General features: G+C 60.1%; 20 protein-coding genes and 1 other RNA gene. 9 read left to right on the top strand and 12 right to left on the bottom strand.

Annotated elements, in window-relative coordinates:
* Window positions 1-50 precede the first annotated feature (50 nt).
* From ffs to I6L41_RS04995, 8 genes are all read right to left on the bottom strand, one after another.
* Window positions 51-147: signal recognition particle sRNA small type (ffs, locus tag I6L41_RS05030), an RNA gene on the bottom strand.
* Window positions 148-249: 102 nt separating this feature from the next.
* The gene (locus tag I6L41_RS05025; protein WP_064336211.1) at window positions 250-1,038 is read right to left on the bottom strand and encodes a sulfite exporter TauE/SafE family protein; all 789 of its coding nucleotides are present in this window, start codon (window positions 1,036-1,038) and stop codon (window positions 250-252) included.
* 105 nt (window positions 1,039-1,143) lie between these two features.
* Entirely contained in the window at window positions 1,144-2,580 is a 1,437-nt protein-coding gene (gene arcD / locus I6L41_RS05020; RefSeq protein ID WP_216962379.1) for an arginine-ornithine antiporter, read from the bottom strand.
* Between the two features lie 358 nt (window positions 2,581-2,938).
* Window positions 2,939-3,718: an SDR family oxidoreductase gene (locus tag I6L41_RS05015; RefSeq protein ID WP_127008683.1), complete on the bottom strand. Its 780-nt coding sequence runs from the start codon at window positions 3,716-3,718 to the stop codon at window positions 2,939-2,941.
* 51 nt (window positions 3,719-3,769) lie between these two features.
* Window positions 3,770-4,672, bottom strand: coding sequence for a 3-hydroxyisobutyrate dehydrogenase (gene mmsB / locus I6L41_RS05010; protein WP_113739413.1), 903 nt, complete (start codon window positions 4,670-4,672; stop codon window positions 3,770-3,772).
* Window positions 4,673-4,723: 51 nt separating this feature from the next.
* A complete protein-coding gene (locus I6L41_RS05005; protein WP_216962376.1) occupies window positions 4,724-5,836 on the bottom strand; it encodes an enoyl-CoA hydratase/isomerase family protein in 1,113 nt (370 codons plus the stop codon).
* Window positions 5,837-5,854: 18 nt separating this feature from the next.
* Window positions 5,855-6,637, bottom strand: a complete 783-nt coding sequence (locus I6L41_RS05000) for an enoyl-CoA hydratase (protein ID WP_216962373.1) — start codon at window positions 6,635-6,637, stop codon at window positions 5,855-5,857.
* A 140-nt stretch (window positions 6,638-6,777) separates the two neighbouring features.
* Window positions 6,778-7,935, bottom strand: a complete 1,158-nt coding sequence (locus I6L41_RS04995; protein ID WP_216962371.1) for an acyl-CoA dehydrogenase family protein — start codon at window positions 7,933-7,935, stop codon at window positions 6,778-6,780.
* Between the two features lie 305 nt (window positions 7,936-8,240).
* On the opposite strand from I6L41_RS04995, the gene I6L41_RS04990 reads away from it, so the two are divergent.
* The 9 genes from I6L41_RS04990 to I6L41_RS04950 all read left to right on the top strand — a co-directional run bounded on the left by I6L41_RS04990 (window position 8,241) and on the right by I6L41_RS04950 (window position 19,867).
* Window positions 8,241-9,383, top strand: coding sequence for an isovaleryl-CoA dehydrogenase (locus I6L41_RS04990; RefSeq protein WP_201938396.1), 1,143 nt, complete (start codon window positions 8,241-8,243; stop codon window positions 9,381-9,383).
* Window positions 9,380-10,981 (top strand): carboxyl transferase domain-containing protein, encoded by a 1,602-nt coding sequence (locus tag I6L41_RS04985; protein WP_216962368.1) that lies wholly within the window; start codon window positions 9,380-9,382, stop codon window positions 10,979-10,981. Before I6L41_RS04990 ends, I6L41_RS04985 begins: the two co-directional genes overlap by 4 nt.
* Before the next feature lie 11 nt (window positions 10,982-10,992).
* Window positions 10,993-11,847: an enoyl-CoA hydratase-related protein gene (locus tag I6L41_RS04980; protein WP_216962366.1), complete on the top strand. Its 855-nt coding sequence runs from the start codon at window positions 10,993-10,995 to the stop codon at window positions 11,845-11,847.
* On the top strand, window positions 11,844-13,814 hold the full coding sequence (locus I6L41_RS04975) for a biotin carboxylase N-terminal domain-containing protein (protein ID WP_216962364.1): 1,971 nt from the start codon (window positions 11,844-11,846) through the stop codon (window positions 13,812-13,814). Before I6L41_RS04980 ends, I6L41_RS04975 begins: the two co-directional genes overlap by 4 nt.
* Complete coding sequence (locus I6L41_RS04970) at window positions 13,811-14,779, top strand: hydroxymethylglutaryl-CoA lyase (protein ID WP_201910123.1); 969 nt, start codon at window positions 13,811-13,813, stop codon at window positions 14,777-14,779. Before I6L41_RS04975 ends, I6L41_RS04970 begins: the two co-directional genes overlap by 4 nt.
* Window positions 14,780-14,781: 2 nt before the next feature.
* The gene (locus I6L41_RS04965; RefSeq protein ID WP_031227613.1) at window positions 14,782-15,192 is read left to right on the top strand and encodes a MerR family DNA-binding transcriptional regulator; all 411 of its coding nucleotides are present in this window, start codon (window positions 14,782-14,784) and stop codon (window positions 15,190-15,192) included.
* A 36-nt stretch (window positions 15,193-15,228) separates the two neighbouring features.
* Window positions 15,229-15,990 (top strand): ABC transporter substrate-binding protein, encoded by a 762-nt coding sequence (locus tag I6L41_RS04960; RefSeq protein ID WP_216962362.1) that lies wholly within the window; start codon window positions 15,229-15,231, stop codon window positions 15,988-15,990.
* A gap of 52 nt (window positions 15,991-16,042) precedes the next feature.
* Window positions 16,043-19,045 (top strand): DUF748 domain-containing protein, encoded by a 3,003-nt coding sequence (locus tag I6L41_RS04955; protein ID WP_216962360.1) that lies wholly within the window; start codon window positions 16,043-16,045, stop codon window positions 19,043-19,045.
* Window positions 19,046-19,270: 225 nt separating this feature from the next.
* On the top strand, window positions 19,271-19,867 hold the full coding sequence (locus I6L41_RS04950; protein ID WP_005336948.1) for a GPR1/FUN34/YaaH family transporter: 597 nt from the start codon (window positions 19,271-19,273) through the stop codon (window positions 19,865-19,867).
* A 336-nt stretch (window positions 19,868-20,203) separates the two neighbouring features.
* Here I6L41_RS04950 and I6L41_RS04945 read toward each other — a convergent pair whose 3' ends face one another.
* The 4 genes from I6L41_RS04945 to odhB all read right to left on the bottom strand — a co-directional run bounded on the left by I6L41_RS04945 (window position 20,204) and on the right by odhB (window position 25,330).
* The gene (locus I6L41_RS04945; RefSeq protein ID WP_216962358.1) at window positions 20,204-21,652 is read right to left on the bottom strand and encodes an autotransporter outer membrane beta-barrel domain-containing protein; all 1,449 of its coding nucleotides are present in this window, start codon (window positions 21,650-21,652) and stop codon (window positions 20,204-20,206) included.
* A 277-nt stretch (window positions 21,653-21,929) separates the two neighbouring features.
* Window positions 21,930-22,802, bottom strand: coding sequence for a succinate--CoA ligase subunit alpha (sucD, locus tag I6L41_RS04940; protein WP_005333542.1), 873 nt, complete (start codon window positions 22,800-22,802; stop codon window positions 21,930-21,932).
* Window positions 22,802-23,968, bottom strand: coding sequence for an ADP-forming succinate--CoA ligase subunit beta (sucC, locus tag I6L41_RS04935; protein ID WP_005361097.1), 1,167 nt, complete (start codon window positions 23,966-23,968; stop codon window positions 22,802-22,804). Before sucC ends, sucD begins: the two co-directional genes overlap by 1 nt.
* A gap of 171 nt (window positions 23,969-24,139) precedes the next feature.
* A complete protein-coding gene (gene odhB / locus I6L41_RS04930; RefSeq protein ID WP_043824260.1) occupies window positions 24,140-25,330 on the bottom strand; it encodes a 2-oxoglutarate dehydrogenase complex dihydrolipoyllysine-residue succinyltransferase in 1,191 nt (396 codons plus the stop codon).
* Between the last annotated feature and the right edge of the window lie 18 nt (window positions 25,331-25,348).

The raw sequence follows: 25,348 nt of genomic DNA, 5'->3' as shown, positions 1-25,348 counted from the left end.
ACCAAGGGCTTTAGGAAGCTAACTTATTGAATTACAGAAACAAGTGGTGGCCCTACCAGCCACATCCCGGCACTCGAGTCCCCCGCCTTGGCTGCTACCTTCCGGTCCTGACCAGGTCGACGGGTTATCAATGCGAGAGGACCAATAGGACCACCGGCGAGGAGAATAGGCAAACTGGGCGTTCAATGCAACGGCTTTCTACCCTCCAACAGATCGTTTGCCTTATTTTTCAACAAACTGGCCAAGGGTTCAGCTAAACAGCATAAATTTCGCCCCCACCAGCAGCATCAGCAGAGCAAATGCCTGCTTGAGGCGTCTTGGTGACAGGCGGTGTGCCAGCTTGGCACCAAGGCGGGCAAACTGGGTACTGGTCAGCACAATGCCGAGCAGCGCGGGCAGATAGATGTAGCCCACACTCCACTCGGGCAGATCGGCATGACCCCAACCCGCATAGAGGTAGCTGAGGCTCCCCGCTAGCGCGATGGGCATGCTGCAAGCTGCAGATGCCGCTACCGCATTGCGCATTGGCACCGAGTTCCAGCTCAGATAAGGGACGGTCAGCGAGCCACCGCCAATACCAAACAGCGCTGACATCCAGCCAATGATGGTACCGGCGATACCTGTGCCGAGCGCCCCCGGCATATGGCGCTCCGCTTTGGGTTTAAGGTTGAGCCCCATCTGTAGCGCCATGCTCCAGGCGAAACAACCGATGATTATATTGAGGGTGCTGGTGCTGAGCAGATTGGCGGTCATGCCGCCAAGCCAGCCCCCGATCAGCATGCCGGCGCCGAGTCGGCGGATCATCACCCAGTCGACGGCGCCCGCCTCCCGGTGGGCCCGCAGCGAGCTGAATCCGGTAAAGATCATGGTGGGCAACGAGGTGCCAAGGGCCAGATGAGTAATGATTTCAGGGTCGATGCCCTGGGCGCGAAAAGTCATGACCAGCACGGGGACAATGATAAGACCGCCGCCGATCCCGAACAGTCCCGCCAGCATACCGGCAAAGGCGCCCAGCAGGAGGTAACCCATAAACAGCATAAAAATTCCTGTGTTAAACAAAAACTGGCCAACACGGCCGGGCAACTGTGGATATCAGCATGAAAAAAAAGAGATGGCGCGAGGGCCATCTCTTCATTGTGCCGGTTAGTGCAGTGGAATGGTACCGTCCATCACCTTGTAGAAGGCCAGCACGGCACAGCCAAGCAGGGCCGCCGTCATCCCCTGCTCCAACCGGTTAAGGCCGCGCAGACCGTGATGCTGACGCGCCTTCCAGTAGATGAAGATGCCCGGACTATAGAGCAGCGCCACCAGCAACAGGTACTCCACACCGGCAGCGTAGACCAGCCAGCAGCCGTAAACGGTCGCCACCAGGGCCAGCAGCAGGTCACGCTTGCGCTGATGAGGTTGACCCTGATAGGTCTCCCCTTTCAATGCCAGCTTCAGGCCATAGGCACCGGAGAAAACGTAGGGCACCAGCGCCGCCGAGGTGGCGATGTTGACCAGCGCCAGATAGGTGCTGCTCTGGAAGTAGATGATGATCAGGAAGATCTGCACCAGACAGGTGGAGCACCAGAGGGACACCTGCGGCGAGCCGTTTTTGTTCTCCTTGGCAAACCAGCCCGGGAAGACGCCGGTCTTGCCTGCGATATAGGGCACTTCAGCGGCCAGCACGGTCCAGCTGAGCAGAGCACCCATTACCGACACCACCAGACCGATGTTGATAAGCCAGGCGCCCCAGGGGCCGACTACGGCTTCAAGGATCATGGCGGTCGAAGGGTTCTTGAGCGCCGCCAGTTGCGGCTGGCTCATGACACCCAGCGAGAACAAGGTCACCATCACGTAAAGCGTCAGGGCGCCGAGCAGCGCCAGCACGGTAGCTCGGCCCACATCCTTGCGATGACGGGCACGGGCAGAGACCACCACGGCCCCTTCAATCCCGATAAAGACCCAGAGGGTCACCTTCATGGTGGACTTGACCTGATCCATCACGGAGCCCAGCTCCATGTTGTTCTGGCCCCAAATATCCAGAGTGAAGGTATCCATGTTGAAAGCCAGCAGGATCGCAACAGAGAAGACGATGAGCGGCACCATCTTGGCGATGGTGGTGACGATATTCACCAGCGCAGCAACCTGTACCCCGCGCAGCACCAGCGCATGCACCGACCAGATCAGGATGGAGGCCAGCGTGATGGCCACCGGCGTATTGCCGTCACCGAAGATGACGTTGTCAGGTGTATCGAAGAAGTAGCTCAGGGCGCTGAACACCACGATGGCGTAGGAGACGTTGGCCAGCAGTTGGCAGAGCCAGTAACCCCAGGCGGCGTTGAAACCGATAAAATCGCCGAAACCGGCTTTGGCATAGCTGAAGATACCGCCATCGAGATCGGGGCGGCGCATGGAGAGGTTCTGATAGACCAGCGCGAGACAGATCATGCCCAGACCGGTGATGGCCCAACCCAGGGCGACCGCCCCGGCACTGGCATGCGCAGCAATGTTTTGTGGCAGACTGAAGACCCCGGCGCCGACCATGGAGCCGATCACCAGCGAAATGAGGGCGCCCAGCCCTAGTTTCTTGTCCATTTCAATCCTGTTTATTTAGGCGGCGGCAGAGCGTCCGTATTCATACTGCGCGCAATATGGGAGGGGCTGGGAATCCTGACCCCGTGAAAAAGGCGGCAACTATATTGCATGACTATTCCGACCGCAATCCCTCGTCCCGTCAATCATGCACCGCCTTGACCGCGCGCAATTTTACAGCACTGGCCCATATGGCCTGTGAGCTGGCTCAAATTAACCAAGACCCATTGATATTTCTCATTTTTCTGCCAACACAACCTGACTCGCATGGTTCCTATGCATCGCCATTCAGGCACTCTCTGTATAAATAATCTGCATAAAAAAGCCCCGGTGGAAACACCGGGGCCCATTATGTAAATCCCTATAAACGCAAACCGCCATCCAGTTCTATCATCCTTCCCGACAGATAGTCGTTGGCAAAAATAAAGCTCACCGTCTCGGCCAGCTGCTGCGCCTCGCCAAGGGTGCCGACCGGAATGGCCTGCTGCATCCGCGCCATCGCCTCCGGCTTCATCGCCGCCGTCATGTCGGTGGCAAACACCCCGGGGGCAATCCCCATCACCCGAATGCCATGGCGCGCCAACTCCCGCGCCCAGGTCACCACCAGCGAGGCAACCCCTGCCTTGCTGGCGGCATAGTTGCTCTGGCCAATATTGCCGGCACGGGCGATGGAAGAGATGTTGATGATAACGCCCCCCTGCCCCCCTTGCGCCATCAGCGCCGCCCCTTCGCGCCCGCAGAGGAAGGTACCGGTGAGGTTGACGTCAATCACGCTCTGCCACTGGGCCAGCGTCATCTTCTCCACCAGCTCACCCTCTTTCACCTTGATCAGCATGCCATCGCGCAAAATACCGGCGCAGTTGATAAGACCGTGCAGCACGCCAAAACGCTCCTTGATGCCAGCAAAAACCGACTCAACCTCGGCTTCGCTCGCCACATTGCAGACAAACAGCTCGCACTGGCTATCTTGATCGCACTGATCATTCTGGCAGTGAACCATGGCGGCGGTCGCCTCCAGATCGGCGCGATTGATGTCGAGCAGCGCCAGCGTCGCCCCCTGTGCGCTCAGGGCCAGCGCAATGGCCCGTCCCAAGCCACGTCCGGCACCGGTAATAACGATGACCTTATCTTTGATATCCATCAATGCTCCTTGTAGCTGGTCGAGGGGAGATGCCTTGAAGAGAGGTGCCCGTCAGGCGGGATCCTGTTTATCCAGATAGAGTTCGACGATGCTGGAGAAATCGCGGCTCCCCTGCCCCTGAGCGGCATGCAGGTTGAACAGGTTACGCGCGAGCGCCCCCATGGGCACAGCGCTGTGGCCATGCTCGGCCAGCGCCATGGCCAATCCCAAATCTTTCACCATCAAACGGGTCATAAAGCCCCCCTGATAGTTGTGGGCGGCAGGGACATTCTCCATCACCCCGGGCCAGGGGTTGTAGCGCTCCAGACTCCAGTTGTTGCCGGAGCTCTTGCCCATGATGGTGGAGAGCACAGCGGGATCCAGCCCCTCCTTCACCCCGAGGGCCAGCGCCTCGGCAGTGCCCGCCATGTGGATCGCAAGCAGCATGTTGTTGCACATCTTGGCGATCTGCCCGGCACCCAGCGCCCCGGCGTGAAACAGGTTCTGCCCCATGCAGGCGAGCAGAGGTTTCGCCGCCTCGAAATCCGCCGCGTTGCCGCCAACGATAAAGGTGAGCGTCCCGGCGGCCGCACCGGCGACACCGCCCGATACGGGGGCATCAATAAAGCGCAAACCGCGTGCGCGGGCCGCCTCCCCGACCTGACGGGCAGAGTCGACATCTATGGTGGAGCAGTCGATCACCAGTGCACCAACCGGCAGGGCTGCCAGCAGATCCTGCCCCTCAGACAACCAAAGGTCGCGCACATGCTCCCCCGCAGGTAGCATGCTGATCACCACCTCGCAGCCGGTCACCGCCTCACGGGCATCCCCCGTGGCGATGCAGCCAGCGGCGATAGCGCGCTCAATGTTTTGGGCAACCAGATCAAACACCTGCACCGTATGCCCGGCCCTGGCCAGATTGGCCGCCATGGGGCCCCCCATGTTGCCGAGCCCGATAAACCCTATCCTTGTCATCCCGCTTGCTCCTTGCGTTGCTGATGGCGGCTTCCGCCGGTTGCCAAGATGTTATTCCTTGCAGGCCAACGGATTGCGCCCCTGAGGCCAGCGATAGAACTCATTCAGCCACTCCCCCTCCGGTGGCAACTGTTGCCAGCGGGGAGCTTTATCCTTGTCGATCAGCAGTGCCCGCACCCCTTCCACAAAATCCCCCTTCAGCACGCAGTTGACCGAGAGGGTCAGCTCCTCGGCAAATACCTCTGCCAGTGAGTTGCGGCGAGCCTGCCAATATTGACGCCACAAAATGGCGCGGCTGATGGGGCTGCCGGTGCGGCAGAGCTGCTGCGCCTGCTGGAGTACCGTCTCCTGTTCATCGAACTGAGCTTCGAACAACCGCACCAATACCCTTTGCAACGTGCGCCCCGCCAGCAAGGCATCGATCCTCTGTTGATGGGGCAGCAGCACAGGCGCAGGCAAGCGGGCCGCCACCTCACGGTGCAATCCCCTGAGCAGCAGATCGATCTGCTCACGGGGATCACCACTGCCAGTCCAGTCGAGCACGGCGAGGCGTAATAACAGCGCACTGCGCTCGCCACTGGCGATGGCGTGATCCGCCAACCCAACCCCAAGGGCATCTGCGCCATTAAAGCGGGCGCCAGTCAGACCGAGCCAGAGCCCGAGCCGCCCCGGCATCCGGCTTAAAAACCAGCTCGCTCCCACATCGGGGTAGAGGCCGATGGTCACCTCCGGCATGGCGAACAGGCTTCTTTCGGTCACCACCCGAAAATCGGCTCCGGCAAACAGGCCAATACCGCCCCCCATACAGATACCGTCCGCCACGCAGATCAGGGGCTTGCGGTAAGAGTGGATGTGGTGGTCGAGCCGGTACTCCTGCTCGAAAAAGTCGCGGGCATATTCGAACAGTTCCGAACCGCTCGCCTCCTGTTTGCGGTAATAGAAGGAGCGGATATCGCCACCGGCACAAAATGCCTTCTCACCCGCCCCCTGCAACAGCACGCAGACGACGGCGGGATCCTGCTCCCAACGGGTCAGCGTCTGTTGCAGGATCTGGATCATCGGCAGGCTCAATGCGTTGAGAGACGCAGGGCTGTCGAGGGTCAACACCCCGACCTGATGGCCATCTTCGGTGGGATAACAGCTAACCTTGACCGGCTCACTCATAAACGGCTCCGTATGGATTTATTCTGTTGGGCCATATTGCCAGCGCGGTAAGCGTTTCTCCAGGAAGGCGGCCACCCCTTCACGCTGATTGGCATCGCTAAAGAGATCGAGAAACAGCGACCGCTCAAGGGGCAAGGCGGCATCCCGCGGGCCACTGCGGCCCTGATTGATCAGGGTTTTGCAGGCGCGCAGGGCGCTCGGGCTCTGGCGCTCCACCAGATGGGCCATCTGGTGCGCCGCCTCCCACGCCTGACCGGTTTTCACCACCTCCTCCACCAGCCCCATCTCGTAGGCCAGCGAGGCACTCACCTTCTCACCGCAGAGGATCATCCGCTTGGCCCAGCCCGGCCCCACCAGCTCGGTCAAACGCTGGGTGCCACCGGCACAGGGAAGCAAGCCCACCGAGGCTTCCGGAAGTCCCAGCAACGCCTGCTGCTCGGCGATGCGGATATCACAGGCCAGCGCCACTTCCAGGCCACCGCCCATGGCATAACCATTGATGGCGGCGATACTGACGCCGTGAAAACGGGCCAGCGCCTCGAAGGCCTTGCCAAAGGCCTCGGCTACTTCGCGGGCCAGCTCGACATTCCCCTCGACAAACATATTGAGGTCGGCACCGGCGCAGAAAAATTTGTCGCCCGCACCACGGATCACCAGCGCCACCACATCGGGACGACTGTCGAGCTCCACCATCATCTGCAAAAAGGCCTGCAGGCTGGCAAGGGTCCAGGTGTTGGCAGAGGGATGGTCGAGGGTGATATAGGCCACGTGGCCATGATATTCGAGTCTGATCCTTGTCATAACATTGTCCTTGTCGATGAAGCTGCCGCCATGATGACAGTCTTGAATGACGCCAACCTGTGGCTGGCTCACAAAGCCGAAACCGGCATGGCATGGTGCAAATCGGGTGGCAGGCAACACACCCTTGATGCGACCACCGGTTAGCCCAGCGACAAGCCGGGATCGGCCAGCATGCGGCGTGCGATGATGAGTCGCATCACCTCGTTGGTGCCCTCCAGAATGCGGTGTACCCGGGTATCGCGCAGATAGCGCTCGAGCGGATACTCGCGGATATAACCATAGCCGCCAAAGAGTTGCAGAGCCTCATCACAGATTCGATAACCCACATCGGTGGCAAACCGTTTGGCCATGGCACACCAGGCACTCTTGTCGGGTGCCCCGCGATCCAGCTTGTCGGCGGCCTGACGCACCAGCAAACGGGCGGCAGCCAGCTCGGTCGCCATATCGGCCAGGCGAAACTGCACGCTCTGGAATTCGCTGATCGGGTGACCAAATTGCTGGCGCTGCTGCACATAGGCCAGCGCATCGTCCAGCGCCTGCTGGGCGGTGCCCACCGAACAGGTGGCAATATTGATGCGCCCCCCATCGAGGGCCTGCATGGCGAACTTGAATCCTTCCCCCTCTTCGCCCAACCGATAACAGGCAGGAATGCGAACCCCGTTGAAAACAACCTCCCGGGTCGGCTGGCTGTTCCAGCCCATCTTCTCTTCCGGCTTGCCATAGACGATACCCGCGCTATCTGCCGGCACCATAAAGGCAGAGATCCCCTTCGCACCTTCACCACCGGTACGGGCCATTACCACCAGCACATCGCTGCTGCCTGCTCCCGAGATAAAGACCTTGGTCCCCTCGATGAGGTAGCTGTCACCCTCGCGCACCGCCCGGGTCTTGAGTGCCGCAGCATCGGAACCCGCCCCCGGCTCGGTGAGGCAATAGGAGCCCAGCAGCTCGCCGCTGGCCAGTTTGGGCACCCACTCCTTGGCAACCTCGGTGGGCAACCAGTTACCCAGCATCCAGCTCACCATGTTGTGGATGGTCAGATACGCAGTAGTCGAGGTACACCCCATGGCGAGGCGTTCGAAGATGAGGCTCGCATCGAGGCGCGGCAGCCCCAATCCGCCAAACTGCTCCGGGGTATAGAGACCACAAAAACCTAGCCCGGCCGCCTGCTTGATGGTCGGGATCGGAAACTCATGCTCCTTGTCCCAGCGCGCGGCATGGGGTTTGAGCGCCTCATCGGCAAAGGCGGCGGCCGCCTCCACATACGCCTGTTGATCATCGGTCAGGGTAAAATCCATCTCGTCGTTCTCTCCCTTGTTGCCACGCGCTTATTTTCCCGCGTTAGCGCTTTATGACGCGGCACCCACACGCTGCGTCAGTCGGATCTGCCACTATGGCGCTGTTGTCGTGGTAGCTGCTGACGCTCTCACTACCACCGCTTTATCGACACACAACAGATTAACAATTGATTTACGTTTACGCTAACGTAAACTTGTGGCAGAAGTGAAGTACAAAATGGACCGACCACTGCCAGCCGTAACGCCGAGTCAGCCGGTCGACCCAACCTTCCTACCCGATTGTCATATCCGCAAGGAGAGCATGGATGCAGATGGATGAGACCCTGAATGCCCTGACCGAACAGGTTGCGGCCTTCTGCCAGAAAGTGATCGCCCCGCGCGCCAGCGAGATCGATCAGAGCAACGCCTTCCCCCGTGATCTCTGGCCCCGGATGGGTGAACTGGGGCTGCACGGCATCACGGTGGCGGAGGAGTATGACGGGGTGAACCTCGGCTATCTGGCCCACGTGCTGGTGATGGAACAGGTAAGCCGCGCCAGCGCCTCGGTCGGCCTCTCCTACGGCGCCCACTCCAATCTCTGCATCAATCAGATCCACCGCCACGGCACGGCGGAGCAAAAAGCACGCTACCTCCCCCCGCTGGTGAGCGGCGAGCATGTGGGGGCGCTGGCCATGAGCGAGCCGGGAGCCGGGTCCGATGTGGTCAGCATGCGCCTCACCGCGGAGCGCGAGGGCGATCACTTCGTGCTGAACGGCAACAAGATGTGGATCACCAACGGGCCCGATGCCGACACCTTCGTCATCTATGCCAAGACAGATACCAGTGCGGGCCCCAAAGGAATTTCTGCCTTTATCGTTGAAGCTGGCACTCCCGGTTTTTCTACCGCCCAGAAGCTCGACAAGCTGGGGATGCGCGGCTCTAGCACCTGCGAGCTGGTGTTCGACAACTGCCGGGTGCCGCAGGAGAACCTGCTGGGCCCCTTGCATGGCGGGGTCAAGGTGCTGATGAGCGGACTCGACTACGAGCGGGTGGTGCTGGCGGCGGGCCCCCTTGGCATCATGCAGGCCTGCATGGATGTAGTGCTGCCCTATGTGCGTGAGCGCAAGCAGTTTGGTCAAGCCATCGGCGAGTTCCAGCTGGTGCAGGGCAAGCTCGCCGACATGTATACCCGCCTCGCCAGCAGCCGGGCGCTGGTCTATTCGGTGGCGAGCGCCTGCGATCAGGGCCGCACCAGCCGTAAAGATTGCGCCGCCGCCATCCTGTTTGCCGCCGAAAATGCCACCCAGATGGCACTCGATGCCATCCAGCTGCTCGGCGGCAACGGCTACATCAACGAATACCCCACCGGCCGCCTGCTGCGGGACGCCAAGCTCTACGAGATAGGTGCCGGCACCTCGGAGATCCGCCGCTGGCTGATTGGTCGCGAGCTGATGGGGGATAACGCATGAGCAGGCTCCACTCCCGTCTCGACACGGCGAGTCCGGAATATGCGGCCAATCGGGCCGCCATGCAGGGGCTGGTCGACGACCTTAATGCCCGCATTGCCGAGATCGCGCAAGGGGGCGGCGCGGCCAACAACGCCCGCCATCAGGCCCGTGGCAAGCTGCTGCCCCGCGAGCGCATCAATCAGCTGCTGGACCCGGGCTCCCCGTTTCTCGAACTGTCGGCGCTGGCTGGCTGGCTGGTCTATGACGAGCCGGTGCCCGCCGCCGGTATCATCACCGGCATCGGCCGAGTCTCGGGCAGGCTCTGCATGCTGGTGGTGAACGACGCCACCGTGAAGGGTGGTACCTACTACCCGCTCACGGTGAAAAAACACCTGCGCGCCCAGACCATTGCCGAGCGGCTGCGTCTCCCCTGCCTCTATCTGGTGGATTCCGGAGGCGCCTTCTTGCCGATGCAGGACGAGGTGTTCCCCGACCGGGATCACTTTGGCCGCATCTTCTACAACCAGGCCCGCATGTCGGCCCAAAACATCCCTCAACTGGCAGTGGTGATGGGGCTCTGCACCGCTGGCGGCGCCTACGTGCCCGCCATGGCTGATGAATCCATCATGGTCAGGGAGCAAGCCACCATCTTTCTGGCGGGTCCGCCGCTGGTCAAGGCCGCCACCGGCGAGGAGATCAGCGCCGAAGCCCTGGGCGGCGCCGAAGTGCACTGTGCCCACTCCGGCGTTGCTGATCATATGGCCCGTGACGATGCCCATGCGCTGGCCATCGCCCGCACGCTGGTTACTCATCTGGGTAACGAGCCGATAGAGAGCAGCCCCGGCTACGAGCCCCCCTGCTACCCGCTCGAGGAGCTCTACGGTCTGGTGGGCACCAGTCTCAAACGTCCTTACGACGCCCGCGAACTGATCGCCCGACTGGTGGATGGCTCTGATTTTGACGAATTCAAGGCGCTGTTCGGCACCACCCTGGTGACCGGCTTTGCCCGTATTTGCGGCATGGAAGTGGGGATCCTCGCCAACAACGGCGTGCTGCACAGCGACAGTGCCCAGAAGGGGGCCCACTTTATCCAACTCTGTAACCGGCGTGCCATCCCGCTGCTCTTTTTGCAGAACATCACCGGCTTTATGGTGGGGAGTAGCGCAGAAAAAGATGGGATCGCCAAGCACGGCGCCAAGCTGGTGACCGCAGTGGCCTGCAGCCGGGTGCCCAAGATCACCCTGATCGTCGGCGGCAGCTTTGGTGCCGGCAACTACGGCATGTGTGGCCGCGCTTATGAGCCCGATTTTCTCTTTAGCTGGCCCAACAGCCGTATCTCTGTCATGGGGGGCGAGCAAGCTGCCGGGGTGCTGGTGCAGGTGCGTCGGGACAAGCTGGCTACCGAGGGCAAAGACTTGAGCGAACAGGAAGCAGCCACCATCCGCGCGCCCGTGATCGAGCAGTATGAGCGCCAGGGTCACCCCTACTACGCCAGCGCCCGCCTCTGGGATGATGGCGTCATTGACCCGGCCCAGAGCCGCACCGTGCTGGCGCTGGCGCTCGCCGCCTGTCAGGGTGCCCGCATTGAACCCGAGCAGTACGGCATCTTCCGGATGTAAGGAGCAAACCCATGTCAGATCCACTTACTTCCTCAGCACTTGGCTCTTCAACACTGGGCCCGTTTCGGCTGGAGCGGCACGGCCCGCTGGCCGAGCTGGTGCTGTCGCGCCCGGCCCGCCACAACGCCTTTGATGCCGACCTGATGCTGGGGCTGCTCGACTGTCTCGATGATCTGGCCCATCTTCATGGTCATGATCTCGCCGAACGTCCTCACGCCCTGCTGCTACGTGCCGAGGGCAAACACTTTTGCGCGGGCGCCGACCTCAACTGGATGCGCAATCTGGCCCACGCCGATTTCGAGCACAATCGCGAAGACGCCCGGGTACTGGCGCGGCTGATGCAGACCCTCGACGAGCTCCCCTTCCCCACGGTAGCGCTGGTGCAGGGGGCCGCCTACGGCGGGGCGCTGGGGCTGATCTGTGCCTGCGATCTGGTGCTGGCCAGCGATGATGCCCGCTTCTGTCTCTCCGAGGTGAGCCTGGGTCTGGTGCCTGCGGTGATCAGCCCCTACGTGGTACGTGCCATGGGAATGCGTCAGGCGCGCCGCTACATGCTCAGTGCCGAGCCTTTCGATGCCATCACCGCTTGTCGGCTCAATGTGGCACATCAACTCTGCAAGCCGGATCAACTGCTGGCGGAGGGACGGGCGCAGGCCCTTCGTCTATGCCGCAACGGGCCGGAAGCGATGAAAGAGACCAAACGACTGCTGGCGGCGATAGAGGCCCATCCTTCCCGCCTGCACGAAGAGAAAACCGTCGAGACCATCGCCCGGGTTCGGGTGGGACTCGAAGCCCAGGAGGGGATGCAGGCCTTCTTCGACAAACGCCCTCCCGCCTGGCGTCCCCGTTTCAAGGATGAGACATGACCCATCACACTCAGATTAAACGCCTGCTGATTGCCAATCGTGGCGAAATCGCCGTGCGCATCATCAAGACGGCGAAACGCCTCGGCATTCACACCATCGCCCTCTACTCCGATGCCGACGCCCATGCCATGCACACCCGTCTGGCCGATGAGGCCTGGCATCTGGGGCCCGCACCGGCCAGAGAGAGCTATCTCGACACCGGCAAGGTGCTGAAGATTGCCAAAGAGGCGCGCGCCGATGCCATCCATCCCGGTTACGGCTTTCTGTCGGAAAACAGCGATTTTGCCACCGCCTGCGAACAGCGCGGCCTGCGCTTTGTCGGCCCAAGCGGCGCCGCCATTCTCGCCATGGGCGACAAATCGGGCGCCAAGGCGCTGATGCAGGCTGCCGGCGTACCTGTGCTGCCCGGCTATCACGGCACGGATCAACGACCGGACTTCTTGCGCGATCAGGCGAGCCAGATTGGCTTCCCGCTACTTATCAAGGCGGCCAGTGGCGGCGGTGGCAAGGGGATGCGCCGGGTCGATCAGCTGGCCGACTTTGACGAGTCGCTGGCGGCAGTCAAACGGGAAGCCAAGGCCGCCTTTGGCGACGATCTGGTGCTGCTGGAGCGCTATCTGCCCCAGGCTCGCCATGTTGAGGTGCAGGTCTTTGCCGATAGCCTCGGCAACGCCATCTATCTGGGGGACAGGGACTGCTCCTTGCAACGACGCCATCAGAAGGTGATCGAAGAGGCGCCCGCCCCCGACATCCCTCCGGCTCTGCGCAGCGCCATGGGGGAGGCAGCCGTGGCCGCAGCCAAAGCCATCCACTATCAGGGGGCGGGCACCATCGAGTTCCTGCTCTGCAAGGATGAGTTCTTCTTTATGGAGATGAACACCCGGCTGCAGGTGGAGCATCCGGTCACCGAAGCGGTGACCGGGCAGGATCTGGTGGCCTGGCAGCTGGCCGTAGCCGAAGGAAAGCCGCTACCACTCACCCAGGAGGAAGTGGTGCTGCGTGGCCATGCGGTGGAGGCGCGCCTCTACGCCGAGGATGTGGCGGCCGGTTTTCTGCCTGCCAGCGGGCCTATCCACTGGCTCCACTGGCCGGATGGCGTGCGCATCGACACCGGCGTTACCGTTGGCGATGAGGTGAGCCCCTATTACGATCCCATGATCGCCAAGCTGATCGCCCACGGCCAGAGCCGCACCGAGGCGTTCGCCAAACTGGCCGATGCGCTGGCGGCACTGGATCTCGGCCCGCTGGTGCACAACGGCCCGCTACTGCTGCGCCTTTGTGAAGAGCCTGACGTCCTGGCCATGGGCCACCATACCCAGTGGCCCATCCCCACCACAGCGCAGCCCATTCCTGAACTCGCCTGGCCGCTGGCCACCCTCTGGCTGGCGAGCCGCCCTGCGGGTCACTCCCCCTGGCAGCAAGCCTGCGGATTTCGGCTGGGACCGGATCGCTGCTGGACGGCGGCGGTGCGCATCGGTGATGAGCACCGGGTATTGACCCTTAACGATCATGACGGTCAGTTTGAGTGGCAAGGGGAGACCTGTTGCTACCAGAGAGGTGACGATCATATCTGGCTGCAACAGGGGGGCTGCTGGCAGCAGATCCCCGTCCAAACGGTCGCAGGCTCGGAGGCAACCTTTGTCATGACCCTGGGGGGCCAGCGCATCCGCTTCGCGGCCGATGATCGGCAGCACAGCCACCATCATGATCAGACAAATGAGAAGGCGCAGGGCGCCATCGCTCCCATGCACGGCATAGTGGTAGCCGTGATGATCGAACCTGGCCAAACGGTCAGCAAGGGGCAACCCCTGCTGGTGCTGGAGGCGATGAAGATGGAACACCAGTTGCGTGCAGAGCGGGACGGGGTAATTGAAGCCCTGCAGTGCAAACAGGGCGAGCAGGTAAGCCAGGGGGCCGTACTGGTACGCTTTGCCGAAGAGATAGCCATACAGGAGGATCACCCATGAACCGATCACAGGACGTCCGTGACGACAGGGTCAGTCTGGTGGAGATGGGGCCGCGAGATGGCCTGCAAAATGAAGCTGCGCCCCTCTCCCTGGTACAGCGGCTGGAGCTGATCCAGCGCCTTAGCGACAGCGGCCTGCAACGCATCGAGGTGGGTGCCTTTGTCTCTGCCAAAAAAGTGCCGCAGATGGCGGACTCCGCAGCGCTGTTCGAGGCACTGCCGCGCAAGGGCTCAACCCGTTACGGCGCTCTGGTGCCCAATCTGCAAGGCTTGCAGGCAGCCATTGCCGCCCGCGCCGATGAGATTGGCCTCTTCACAGCCTGCTCCGACGGTTTTACCCGCGCCAATATCGGCATCAGCGTGGAGGAGTCGCTGGTCCGCTTCGCCCCGCTGGTGCAGGAGGCGCGCCGCCTCGGCATCAAGGTGCGCGGCTACCTCTCCACCGTCATCGCCTGCCCGTTCGATGGCCCGACCCGCCCGAAACGGGTCGCTGCCATGGCCGAGCAACTGCTGGATCTCGGTTGCCACGAAATTTCGCTGGGGGACACCATCGGCGTCGGCACTCCGGGCACGGTGGCGCCCATGCTGGATGCGGTGCTGCACGAGATCCCGGCGGGTCGACTCGCGGTCCATTTTCACGACACCTACGGCCAGGGGTTGGCCAATCTGCTACCCGCGCTGGAGCGCGGCATTCGCACCATCGACTGCTCGGTGGCGGGGCTTGGCGGCTGCCCCTATGCGCCGGGCGCCTCCGGCAATGTGGCGTCAGAAGAGGTGGTCTACCTGCTGCACGGCCTTGGCATGACAACCGGGGTGGATCTCGACAAACTGGCGGCCACCGGCCAGTGGGTGAGCGAACAGCTCGGCCGCCCCAATGGCTCGCGGGTCGGTCAGGCCCTGCACGCCAATGCCGAGCGGCTGCGTGCCCGCCTCTGCCAGCCACACGCCCAGCAACAGGAGTCATAACCATGTCCCGTTCCCTGCCCGGCAAGGAGATCACCTACAGCATTTCGGAGCTGGCCCACGAGTTCGATGTCACGCCGCGCACCATCCGCTACTACGAGGACGAGGGGCTGCTCACCCCGCTGCGGGAGGGGCAAACCCGCATCTACAGCCATCGGGACAAGATCCGGCTCAAGTTGACCCTGCGCGGCAAACGGCTGGGGTTTAGCCTGGCCGAGATCCGCGAGCTGTTCGATATGTACGACACCGACAAATCGAGCAAAACCCAGCTCCACTCCATGATCCAGCTGATCGAGACAAAACGCGGCGTGCTGCGCCAACAACTGGAGGATATCCAGATGGTGATGGCCGAGCTGGAAGCCGCCGAACAGCGCTGTGTTAATTCCCTTAACAGCTTGAAAACTGGCGCAGATTAACCGAATCTGGGAGCAAGCTATTGCCTTGGGGATCCCATGAGATATTGGTGCTGGTTTTTGCTCTTGTTCAGCCTCTCTGGCTGGAGCCATCCCCTCATCAAGGTTGGTGGATACCCCTATGCCCCCTTTGTGGTCAAACTCTCCGATTCACACTATGAAGGACTGACGCTGGACCTCATCGCCAAGCTAAACGAGATCCAGCAAGAGGTAAGATTCGTGTTTGTTCCCACCTCGGCCGCCAACCGTTACAAAGCGCTCGATCTGGGCCGTTTCTCGCTGATGCTGTTTGAAGACATCAAGTGGGGCTGGGACACAGATAAATTCAAAATGACAGCCCCTTTTCTCGGTGGTGGTGAGGTCTATGTGGCCCTGAACAAAGTGGGTCGGGATCAGCGCTTTTTCGATGACCCCTCTCGGCATCATCTTATCGGGGTGACCGGCTACCACTACGGCGTTGGCCAGTTCAATGCCGATCCCGTCTACCTGCAGCGCAAGCTCAATATCACCCTGGTTAAGGACAACGTCAGCGCCCTGCAAGCGCTACTCAAAGGGCGTGGTGAAGTAGCCATTCTCAACGTTTCCTACCTTAACCAGTATCTACTGGCCCACCCCGACACCGCCGACCAGTTGCTGATCTCGCAGAAATGGGATCAACGATATCAACACCGCGCCATCCTTCACCCTGAGGCCCCCATTACCCCTGCCCAGCTGGAACAGTGGCTGGCAGCGCTGCAACAAAAGGGGGAACTGAATCGCCTTTGGACAAAGTACGGCGTACAACAGCACGCAACCCCATGATTACTATCCAACTTTTCTGTACCATGGCGGGAACCAAATGGGAGTGCACCAAATGAACACCACCGAGCCCGCGTCCCCCAAGCTCCGCTTGCTGCGCTACCTTGCCTACGCTTTCCTGCTGTTTCTTATCCTGATCACTCTGCTGCTGTGGCAAACCCCCCGTCTGATCCAGCGCTATCTGCCCGGCTGGCTGGCCGAGCACTACGGCCTGCAGCTGACGCTGGGGGAAATTGACGTAGGTCTGCGCAACCCTTCTCTCACCCTCGGCGCGACTGCCCTGCTCGATGCCAAACAGCAGCCTATCATCCGTTTTGAGCAGCTCTTTATCACCCCAAACCTGCAAGCCAGCTGGCAGCAGAAAGGGGTCGTGCTCTCCGCCGTCACCCTGACCAAACCCGTGGTGCTGCTGCAACGGCTGGCAGACAAAAAGGGGGATGTTCGGCTCAATCTGACCGATGCGCTAGCGACCCTGCTCGCCCCTGCGCCCTCCCACGAGCCCGAAACAGCCAGCGCCCCGCTGCTGGTCGATATTGCAAGTGTCAATGTCACTGACGGGCATGTGCGCTATCAGGATCAGCGCAAGGAGAGCGAACCCGGCTGGTTGCCGCCCCTCAATCTGGAAAAAGTGACCCTCAAGCTCGATAACCTGCGCACCGAGGCAAATCACCCGACCGCCTATCAGCTGAGCGCCACCATCAACGGCAAAAGCAGCCTCGCCGCTCATGGCAAACTCGCTGTGATGAGCGGCATGGGTCAGGGCAAAGCGAGCCTCAAACAGGTCGACCTGAAACCCTTCGCCCCGCTCTGGGCACCCTATCTCAAGCTGGATCTGGCCAAGGGCCACGCCAATGCAGAGGTGGAATACCAGCTTAAAGAGGGCAAGCAAGGGGTGCTGTGGCAATTGTCCAAAGGCAAGCTGACCCTGGACAACTGGCAGCTTAAAAAACACAAGGGCGACGAATTTGCACGCTTCGGCCAGCTGGCCCTTAGCGATTTGGCTGTCGATGGCCAGAAACAGTCGCTCCAGATCGGCAAGGTGACCCTGCAACAGCCCCTGCTCAAGGCCACCCTCAACCCACAGCAGGAGCTGGATCTGGCGGAATTGCTGATTGAACAGGCCCCCGCCAAACCCGCCAAAGGGGCCCACGCCGCAAACGAGGTGGCCAACAATGCGGCGCCCAAGTCGGCACAACAAGCAAAGACCGCCGGTAACGGCAAGCAACATACGCCAGACAAACCCTGGCAGTGGCAGATCAAGCAGATCCTTATCGACAAGGGCGATCTCACCCTCACCGAATCGAGCAGCGGCAAACCGCAGGCACGCCAGCTCTCCGGCCTCAAGCTGGCGCTGGGGCCACTGGGCAGCAAGGGGGAGCAACCGAGTAAACTGACTCTGGCCACCCACTTCAACCAGAGCAGCCCCCTCGCCTTTGATGGCCAACTGACCCTGACTCCTTTCACCTTAAGCGGCGACATCAACCAGCAGGGGCTGCCCCTGACGCTGGCACAGCCCTATCTGGCCGATCTGGTACGCATCAAGGTGCAAAACGGGCTGCTGAGCAGCAAGACCAGACTTGATCTCGCCACCACCACCCAGGGAGATCTCAGCAAGCTGACCCTGCAGGGGGGGCTTGATGTCAACGGGCTCAAGGTGGTCGATCGGGCAGACAATCAGCGGCTGCTGGAGTTCAACACCTTGGCTCTCACCGGTCTGACGTACGACGGCATCAGCCAGCAGATGCGGATCAAGGACATTGCCTTGAACAAGCCCTTCGCCCGCATCGAGATCAACGAGGATGGCACCACCAACCTGCAACAGCTGCTGTTGCCGCAACCGGCGGCAGCAAAAAGTACTGAAGCAAAGGCAGGCAGCAAGGCTCCCGACTTTCGTTTCACCATCGACCAGCTGCGCACCGAGCAGGGCAACCTGCGCTTTGCTGATCGCAGTCTGAGTCAGGATTTTGTGGCCGATATCGCCTCGCTGAGCGGCCAAAGTCGCCATATCAGCAATATTCCGGGGCAACGCTCCGATCTCGCCTTCAACGGCAAGGTGGATCGCTATGCGCCGGTGACCATTCGCGGCGGTACCAACCTGCTGGTCGCCAACCCGATCCTCGACATCGCGGTGGCCTTCCACAATCTGGAGCTCACCACCTTTACCCCCTATTCGGGCACCTATGCCGGTTATGCCATCGACAAGGGGCAGCTCTCCATGAAGCTGCACTACAAGCTGGAGGGCAACCGGCTGGAGGGGGATAACGACATCACCATCAAGAAGCTGCAACTGGGCGAGAAGATCAAGAGCGATCAGGCCAAGGATCTGCCGCTGGGGCTGGCCATCGCCCTGCTGAGCGATGCCAACGGAGTGATACAGATGAACCTCAAGGTGAAGGGGGATCTCGATCAACCGGACTTCAGCATCGGCAATATCTTCTGGGATGTGCTGGGCAACACCCTGAGCAAGGCGATCACCTCCCCCTTCTCCCTGCTCGCCTCGCTGGCCGATGGCACCGAAGATCTCGACGAACTTCCCTTCCTGCCGGGGGATCCCGATCTCACCCCCACCCAGCAGGAGAAACTGGTCAAGCTGGCGCAGGCCCTCAAGGATAGACCCAAGCTCAGCATGAACATTCGCGGCAAGGTCAACTTCAACGAGGAGCGCCCCATCCTGCAACGACAAAAGCTGGAGCGGGTACTGGCCAAGCTCACCGGCAATCAGGCGGATCTCGACCTGCTGGAACAGGACCCGGCCCTGCAAGAGGCGCTGGCCCGGGCCTATGAAGAGCGCTTCGGCGAAGATCTTGAAGATCTGGCGGACCGCCTCCATCTGGATGAAGAGAGCGCGGCACTGCGGGCCCAGGCGGTGATCCTGCTGCGGGATCAGCAGCTCATCACCGCCAAATCCCTGCGCAATCTCGCCATGCGCCGCGCCCAAAATACCAAGGAGTTTCTGGTCGACAGCCAGGGGATCGCCCCGGAACGGCTGTTCGTGCTCGACAGCCAGGTCAAGGAAGAGGACAAGGAAGCCAAAGTGATCCTGACACTGGATCAGTGACGCCGCCGCACTTCGTAAAAAGCGTAATAAAAATACAACCCCTCAACTATTTTGACACCTTTTGCTCACCAAACAGCCTGCCTTGGTGAGCATTTGGCCTCTGATGCAAATAATCACGTAGTTTTTTTACGATTTATCCCCCTTGCCCCCTTGCGGGCTCGCCACAGCCTGCCTAAAATCGCGCGTCTTTTGTTAACCCCCACCTCTATTTTTGGAGAACGCCACGTGAGCGAAAAATTGGCCAACCCTGCCCCTCTGGGTCTGATGGGTTTCGGTATGACCACCATCCTGCTGAACATCCATAACGCAGGTTTCTTCCCCATCAGCGCCATGATCCTGGCCATGGGCCTGTGCTACGGCGGCATCGCACAGATCATCGCTGGCATCATGGAGTACAAGCGTGGCAACACCTTCGGTGTGACCGCGTTCACCTCCTACGGCCTGTTCTGGCTGAGCCTGGTGTTCCTGCTGATCATGCCGACCATGGGTCTGGCCGAAGCCACTCCGCACGCCTATATGGGTTGGTATCTGCTGATGTGGGGCATGTTCACCCTGTTCATGCTGGTTGGCACCATCAACTACCCGCGCGCCAAGCAGTTCGTGTTCGCCTCCCTGACCGTGCTGTTCTTCCTGCTGGCCGCCCGTGACTTCACCGGCAGCACCCTGATCGGCACCATCGCCGGTTTCGAAGGTATCATCTGTGGCGCCAGCGCCATCTACCTGGCCATGGCCACCGTGATCAACGAGCAGTTCGGCCGCACCGTGATGCCGATCGGCGATCACAAGAAAGCCGCCGCCGTACAGCTGAAAGCCGCAGCCTGATAGGCAAGCCACTCAGATTGTGAAAAAGGCACCCTCGGGTGCCTTTTTGCTATTTCGCAAAGCTGACGTTCCTGCGCACACATTTTCCCTTTTCAGCCCTACATCCGGATATCCGTCTCTAGCTATTCGGCACTCCTGACACACCCATTTGTGGATATATCCATCAACTAAATAAGGCTCTCACGGGCCACCACAAGGGATGCAGTTTGTTATTCGGTATGAAGCCGTATGACCACTCCCTTTTGTTGGCAACTATGAGGTGAATACCATCTCCATACAAGTAATTTAAATCAAAGTGCCGACCAAGTTATCGGTACTTTTATCTCCCTATGTAAGTTAAAAATTCACTGCGGCGTTAAATCTAATATCCCAGAGGTCAAGGTCCTGACGCCCGATACTGTAATAACCGGTGATAACTTCAAAACGCTGATGACGCTGAGGGGCTACCGCCAGTGCAATCCGTGCAGATCCACTCCACGGGGTCGTACTTTCCATTGTCAGATTTTCATTCAGGATCTGACCATCATTGGGACGCTCAATATCATAACGAACCCCAAGACGCAGGGCCGGTATAATTTGAACACCATCGGTTGTGGTGAAAATACGACTGATATCCCCTGATGCTTCACTGGTGGCATATTCAAAAGAGTTTTCATTAACCCGCAATGTCACGTTATAAATCTGGTTTGCATAAGGCAATGAGCCTGTGTAATCAAACGCATCGGATTTATTGTGACTGTAAAAGAGGGCAAGCTTGGGCCGCAGCAGATATTCACCAACATCGTAGCCACCGGTCAGGTTGGCTGAGATCAACCCGGTCGTTGTCTTGAAACTCCCTTTAAGTACATCGAGTTCGGTATCGTTATCAGTTCGTCCCCATGCAGCCCAGCCATCCAGCAGCCAGTGCGTATCTAGCCTATAGCCGCCATATGGCCCAACAAAGAAGCTGTCCCCCTCATTTCGTACCGAACTGCCAAACGTGCCAAGAGAGGTTTTGCTATTGGCAAATGCAATACCGCCCAGCCCGTCTTTACCAAAGGATCTGTGTATACCGATCAAAAAGCTGTTGGCATGTCCGGATGTGTCTATCTCGTTACGATCATCGGAGACTCCGGTATGGCGTACATCAGTCCATACCTGCCACAACCCCTTTTGACCGGCAATATCTTCAAATTGGTCAAGCCCGACAACGACACGATCTGAAATACTGAGGGAGCCGCTCAAATAGCCCATCAAGGCATCTGCACTGATACTGGTCACAATATTGCGGATCGGGTCACTCCCACCACCGGTGCCACCACCACTACCACCATTGCTGCCATCCCCACCGCCGGTTCCGCCACCAGTTCCACCATTGCCGCCATCCCCACCGCCGGTTCCGCCACCAGTGCCACCGTTACTATCTCCCCCATCGATCGGGGGAATATTTGGAAATACAGGATTGTTCTGGTTTCTCGAATCGAGGAAGCAGTTGAAAGAACCATCCGCATTGAGGAGATCCAGTTTATGAGTCCCGTTAAGGCCATCAAGTACTACAGGTGAGACACTCAAGTGCAACGACGCGCGGTTTGCATTCCAACTATCGATTTCAGATACCCCGGGAGCAGAGAGGCGAAAATTCCCCCCGGAACCTGGACTTGAAAGCCATAGTGATACCGAATTGTCAGCCGAACGCCCAAGAAACTCTAGATGCTGCCCCGGTTGCCTGTTCGGGCAATCCGCCGCCCATGCTGTTGGCAAGCAGATACTGGTAAGGCAGCCAATTCCCAAAATACGTGAAATCATTATGTCCTCCTGACACTACGTTATCTCACTGACATCCTTGCATGACTTTTAGCATTACCCACAAACAGGTCACTCGATGCAATGGGTAAAGGAACAAATCAATCTGACAAGTTCAAATCGCAGACTATTTTAGTATCCACACTGTTTCTGGTCTCCTGTAATAAAATTCGTTTAGCGCCTGAATCGCGATGATTGGTTAAATCAAACCACTTTAAAACCCATAAAAAATGCCGCCCATCGGGCGGCACTTTTATTAGAGATAACGGGCTAACAGGAATTACCAGCCGGTCACTTCGCGCAAGGCCTTGCCGATATCGGCCAGGGAGCGGACGGTTTTCACGCCAGCATCTTCCAGCGCGGCAAACTTCTCGGCGGCAGTACCCTTGCCACCGGAGATGATGGCGCCAGCGTGGCCCATCCGCTTGCCGGGAGGGGCGGTCACACCGGCGATATAGGAGACCACCGGCTTGGTGACGTGGGCCTTGATATAGGCGGCCGCATCTTCCTCGGCGTTACCGCCGATCTCGCCGATCATCACGATCGCTTCGGTCTGCGGGTCGTTCTGGAACATCTCCAGAATGTCGATAAAATTGGAGCCCGGAATGGGGTCGCCACCGATACCGACGCAGGTGGACTGGCCAAAGCCCTCGTCAGTGGTCTGCTTGACCGCTTCGTAGGTCAGGGTGCCGGAGCGGGAGACGATGCCCACCTTGCCCGGCTTGTGAATGTGGCCCGGCATGATGCCGATCTTGCATTCACCCGGGGTGATCACGCCCGGGCAGTTGGGACCGATCATCCGCACGCCGGTCTCTTGCAGCTTCACTTTGACGTCCAGCATATCCAGAGTCGGGATGCCTTCGGTGATGGTGACGATGAGCTTGATGCCCGCATCGATCGCTTCCAGGATGGCATCCTTGCAAAACGGCGCCGGCACATAGATGACGGAGGCGGTGGCACCGGTCGCTTCGACCGCGTCACGGACGGTGTTGAACACCGGCAGGCCCAGATGGGTGGTGCCACCCTTGCCCGGGGAGACGCCGCCCACCAGCTGGGTACCATAGGAGAGCGCCTGCTCGGAGTGGAAAGTACCCTGACCGCCGGTAAAGCCCTGGCAGATGACTCGGGTGTCCTTGTTGATCAGTACGCTCATCAGTTGGCCTCCGCTGCTTTGACGACTTGCTGCGCGGCATCGGTCAGACTCTTGGCCGCAATGATGTTGAGGCCGCTCTCGGCCAGCTTGATACCACCCAACTCGGCGTTGTTGCCTTCCAGACGAACCACGACGGGCACCTTGACCCCCACTTCCTTGACCGCACCGATAATGCCTTCCGCGATCATGTCGCAGCGCACGATGCCGCCGAAAATGTTGACCAGCACCGCTTTGACATTGCTGTCGGAGAGGATGATCTTGAACGCCTCGGTTACGCGCTCCTTGGTGGCACCACCGCCGACGTCAAGGAAGTTGGCCGGCTTGCCGCCGTGCAGGTTGACGATGTCCATGGTGCCCATGGCCAGACCCGCGCCGTTGACCATGCAGCCGATGTTGCCATCGAGGGCCACATAGTTGAGCTCCCACTGGGCGGCGTGCGCTTCGCGGGGGTCATCTTGTGACGGGTCGTGCATCTCGCGCAGCTTGGGCTGACGATACAGTGCGTTGGCATCGATGTTGATCTTGCCATCCAGGCAGTGCAGGTTGCCCTGCGCGGTGATCACCAGCGGGTTGATCTCCAGCAGCGCGAAATCGCAATCCAGGAACATCTGGCCCAGACCCATGAAGATCTTGGTGAACTGTTTGATCTGATCGCCGACCAGACCCAGTTTGAAGGCCAGTTCGCGGGCCTGATAAGCCTGCGGACCCACCAACGGATCGATGGCCGCCTTGTGGATCAGATGGGGGGTTTCGTGGGCGATCTTCTCGATATCCACGCCACCTTCGGTTGAGGCCATGAAGACCACACGGCGCGAACCACGGTCAACCACGGCGCCCAGGTAGAGCTCTTTGGCGATGTCGGTGCAAGATTCCACCAGGATCTTGGTGACCGGCTGGCCGTTGGCGTCGGTCTGGTAGGTCACCAGATTTTTGCCAAGCCAGTTTTGGGCAAAAGCACGGATCTCATCCTTGCTCTTGGCCACTTTCACGCCGCCCGCTTTACCGCGGCCACCGGCGTGTACCTGGCATTTGACGACCCAGGTATTGCCGCCAATCTTGTCGGCCGCTTCGGCCGCTTCTTGTGGGGTAGCACAGGCATAACCTTCGGAGACCGGCAGGCCATACTCGGCAAACAGCTGTTTTGCCTGATATTCATGCAGATTCATAGATGCTCTATCCGTGTTGTAGGTATTTCCGTCCGGGGCTGGTGTTTCTCAATCCCCTGTGAATGGGGGCCTGGGCGGCCCCTCGTTATCTTTCAATCGCTCGGGTATTACTCAAACGTCCAGCAGCACACTCAGCTCGGGGCGCAAACCCCTTGCCCGGGTACCACAGGCTTAGACGTCCAGCAACAGACGGGTCGGGTCTTCCAGCAGCTCCTTGACGGAGACCAGGAAGCCTACCGATTCGCGTCCGTCGATGAGACGGTGATCGTAGGAGAGCGCCAGATACATCATCGGCAGGATCTCGACCTTGCCGTCAACGGCCATCGGGCGATCCTGGATCTTGTGCATGCCCAGAATGGCGCTCTGGGGCGGGTTGATGATCGGGGTGGACATCAGGGACCCGAACACGCCACCGTTGGTGATGGTGAAGTTGCCGCCAGTCAGTTCATCCACGGTCAGCTTGCCGTCACGGCCCTTGCCCGCCAGATCCTTGATGGCCTTCTCGATGTCCGCCAAGCTCATGTTGTCGCAGTCGCGCAGCACCGGCGTCACCAGACCACGGGGGGTAGAGACGGCGATGCTGACGTCGAAGTAGTTGTGGTAAACCACGTCATCACCATCGAGCGCCGCGTTCACTTCCGGATAGCGCTTGAGGGACTCCACCACCGCCTTCACGTAGAAGGACATAAAGCCGAGCTTGATGCCGTGCTTCTTCTCGAAGATCTCGCCGTACTGCTTGCGCAGATCCATGATGGGCTTCATGTTGACCTCGTTGAAGGTGGTCAGCATGGCGGTGGTATTTTTCGCTTCCAGCAGACGCTCGGCGATGCGCTTACGCAGACGGGTCATCGGTACCCGCTTGTCGGTGCGACCACCCAGCGGAGTAACCTTGGCTGCCGGAGCGGCAGCGGCGACCGGTGCGGCTGCCGCAGGCTGGCTCTTGGCCTTGATGAAGGCTTCCACATCATCCTTGGTGATGCGACCACCCTTGCCGGTACCGGTCAGCTTGGTCACGTCGATATCGTGCTCGCCAATCAGGCGGCGCACCGAGGGGCTCAAGCCATCGGCACCATCATCGGCAACCGCTTCAGCGGGTTTCTCTTTGGTCTCTTCACCGGCCACCGGGGCGGCGGTGAGGATGGCAATCAGTTGACGGGACAACACAGTCGCCCCTTCCCCTTGCAGAATATCCCCCAGCACACCGGCTTGCGGTGCCGGCACTTCCAGCACCACCTTGTCGGTCTCGATGTCGACCAGCACTTCGTCACGGGCGACCAGATCGCCCGGTTTTTTGTGCCAAGTGGCGATAGTGGCATCGGCCACTGATTCCGGCAGATCCGGTACCTTGATTTCGATAGTCATCCAATCAGTTCCTTTTTA

Origin of the sequence: Aeromonas sp. FDAARGOS 1411, assembly GCF_019047125.1 — a bacterium.
Taxonomy (GTDB): Bacteria; Pseudomonadota; Gammaproteobacteria; order Enterobacterales; family Aeromonadaceae; genus Aeromonas; species Aeromonas veronii.
Note: the sequence above shows the minus strand (reverse complement) of the source record. Positions and strands in the feature narration are given on the sequence as shown.

Bases quoted from the DNA above. Each gene is read 5' to 3' on its own strand.
- arcD (WP_216962379.1), bottom strand. From the start codon at position 2,580: ATGGACAAGAAACTAGGGCTGGGCGCCCTCATTTCGCTGGTGATCGGC.
- I6L41_RS04965 (WP_031227613.1), top strand. From the start codon at position 14,782: ATGTCCCGTTCCCTGCCCGGCAAGGAGATCACCTACAGCATTTCGGAG.
- I6L41_RS04985 (WP_216962368.1), top strand. From the start codon at position 9,380: ATGAGCAGGCTCCACTCCCGTCTCGACACGGCGAGTCCGGAATATGCG.
- odhB (WP_043824260.1), bottom strand. From the start codon at position 25,330: ATGACTATCGAAATCAAGGTACCGGATCTGCCGGAATCAGTGGCCGAT.
- I6L41_RS04975 (WP_216962364.1), top strand. From the start codon at position 11,844: ATGACCCATCACACTCAGATTAAACGCCTGCTGATTGCCAATCGTGGC.
- I6L41_RS04945 (WP_216962358.1), bottom strand. From the start codon at position 21,652: ATGATTTCACGTATTTTGGGAATTGGCTGCCTTACCAGTATCTGCTTG.
- I6L41_RS05015 (WP_127008683.1), bottom strand. From the start codon at position 3,718: ATGGATATCAAAGATAAGGTCATCGTTATTACCGGTGCCGGACGTGGC.
- I6L41_RS05025 (WP_064336211.1), bottom strand. From the start codon at position 1,038: ATGCTGTTTATGGGTTACCTCCTGCTGGGCGCCTTTGCCGGTATGCTG.
- I6L41_RS04995 (WP_216962371.1), bottom strand. From the start codon at position 7,935: ATGGATTTTACCCTGACCGATGATCAACAGGCGTATGTGGAGGCGGCC.
- I6L41_RS05005 (WP_216962376.1), bottom strand. From the start codon at position 5,836: ATGAGTGAGCCGGTCAAGGTTAGCTGTTATCCCACCGAAGATGGCCAT.
- I6L41_RS04960 (WP_216962362.1), top strand. From the start codon at position 15,229: ATGAGATATTGGTGCTGGTTTTTGCTCTTGTTCAGCCTCTCTGGCTGG.
- sucC (WP_005361097.1), bottom strand. From the start codon at position 23,968: ATGAATCTGCATGAATATCAGGCAAAACAGCTGTTTGCCGAGTATGGC.
- I6L41_RS04980 (WP_216962366.1), top strand. From the start codon at position 10,993: ATGTCAGATCCACTTACTTCCTCAGCACTTGGCTCTTCAACACTGGGC.
- I6L41_RS04970 (WP_201910123.1), top strand. From the start codon at position 13,811: ATGAACCGATCACAGGACGTCCGTGACGACAGGGTCAGTCTGGTGGAG.
- I6L41_RS05000 (WP_216962373.1), bottom strand. From the start codon at position 6,637: ATGACAAGGATCAGACTCGAATATCATGGCCACGTGGCCTATATCACC.
- mmsB (WP_113739413.1), bottom strand. From the start codon at position 4,672: ATGACAAGGATAGGGTTTATCGGGCTCGGCAACATGGGGGGCCCCATG.
- I6L41_RS04955 (WP_216962360.1), top strand. From the start codon at position 16,043: ATGAACACCACCGAGCCCGCGTCCCCCAAGCTCCGCTTGCTGCGCTAC.
- sucD (WP_005333542.1), bottom strand. From the start codon at position 22,802: ATGAGCGTACTGATCAACAAGGACACCCGAGTCATCTGCCAGGGCTTT.
- I6L41_RS04990 (WP_201938396.1), top strand. From the start codon at position 8,241: ATGCAGATGGATGAGACCCTGAATGCCCTGACCGAACAGGTTGCGGCC.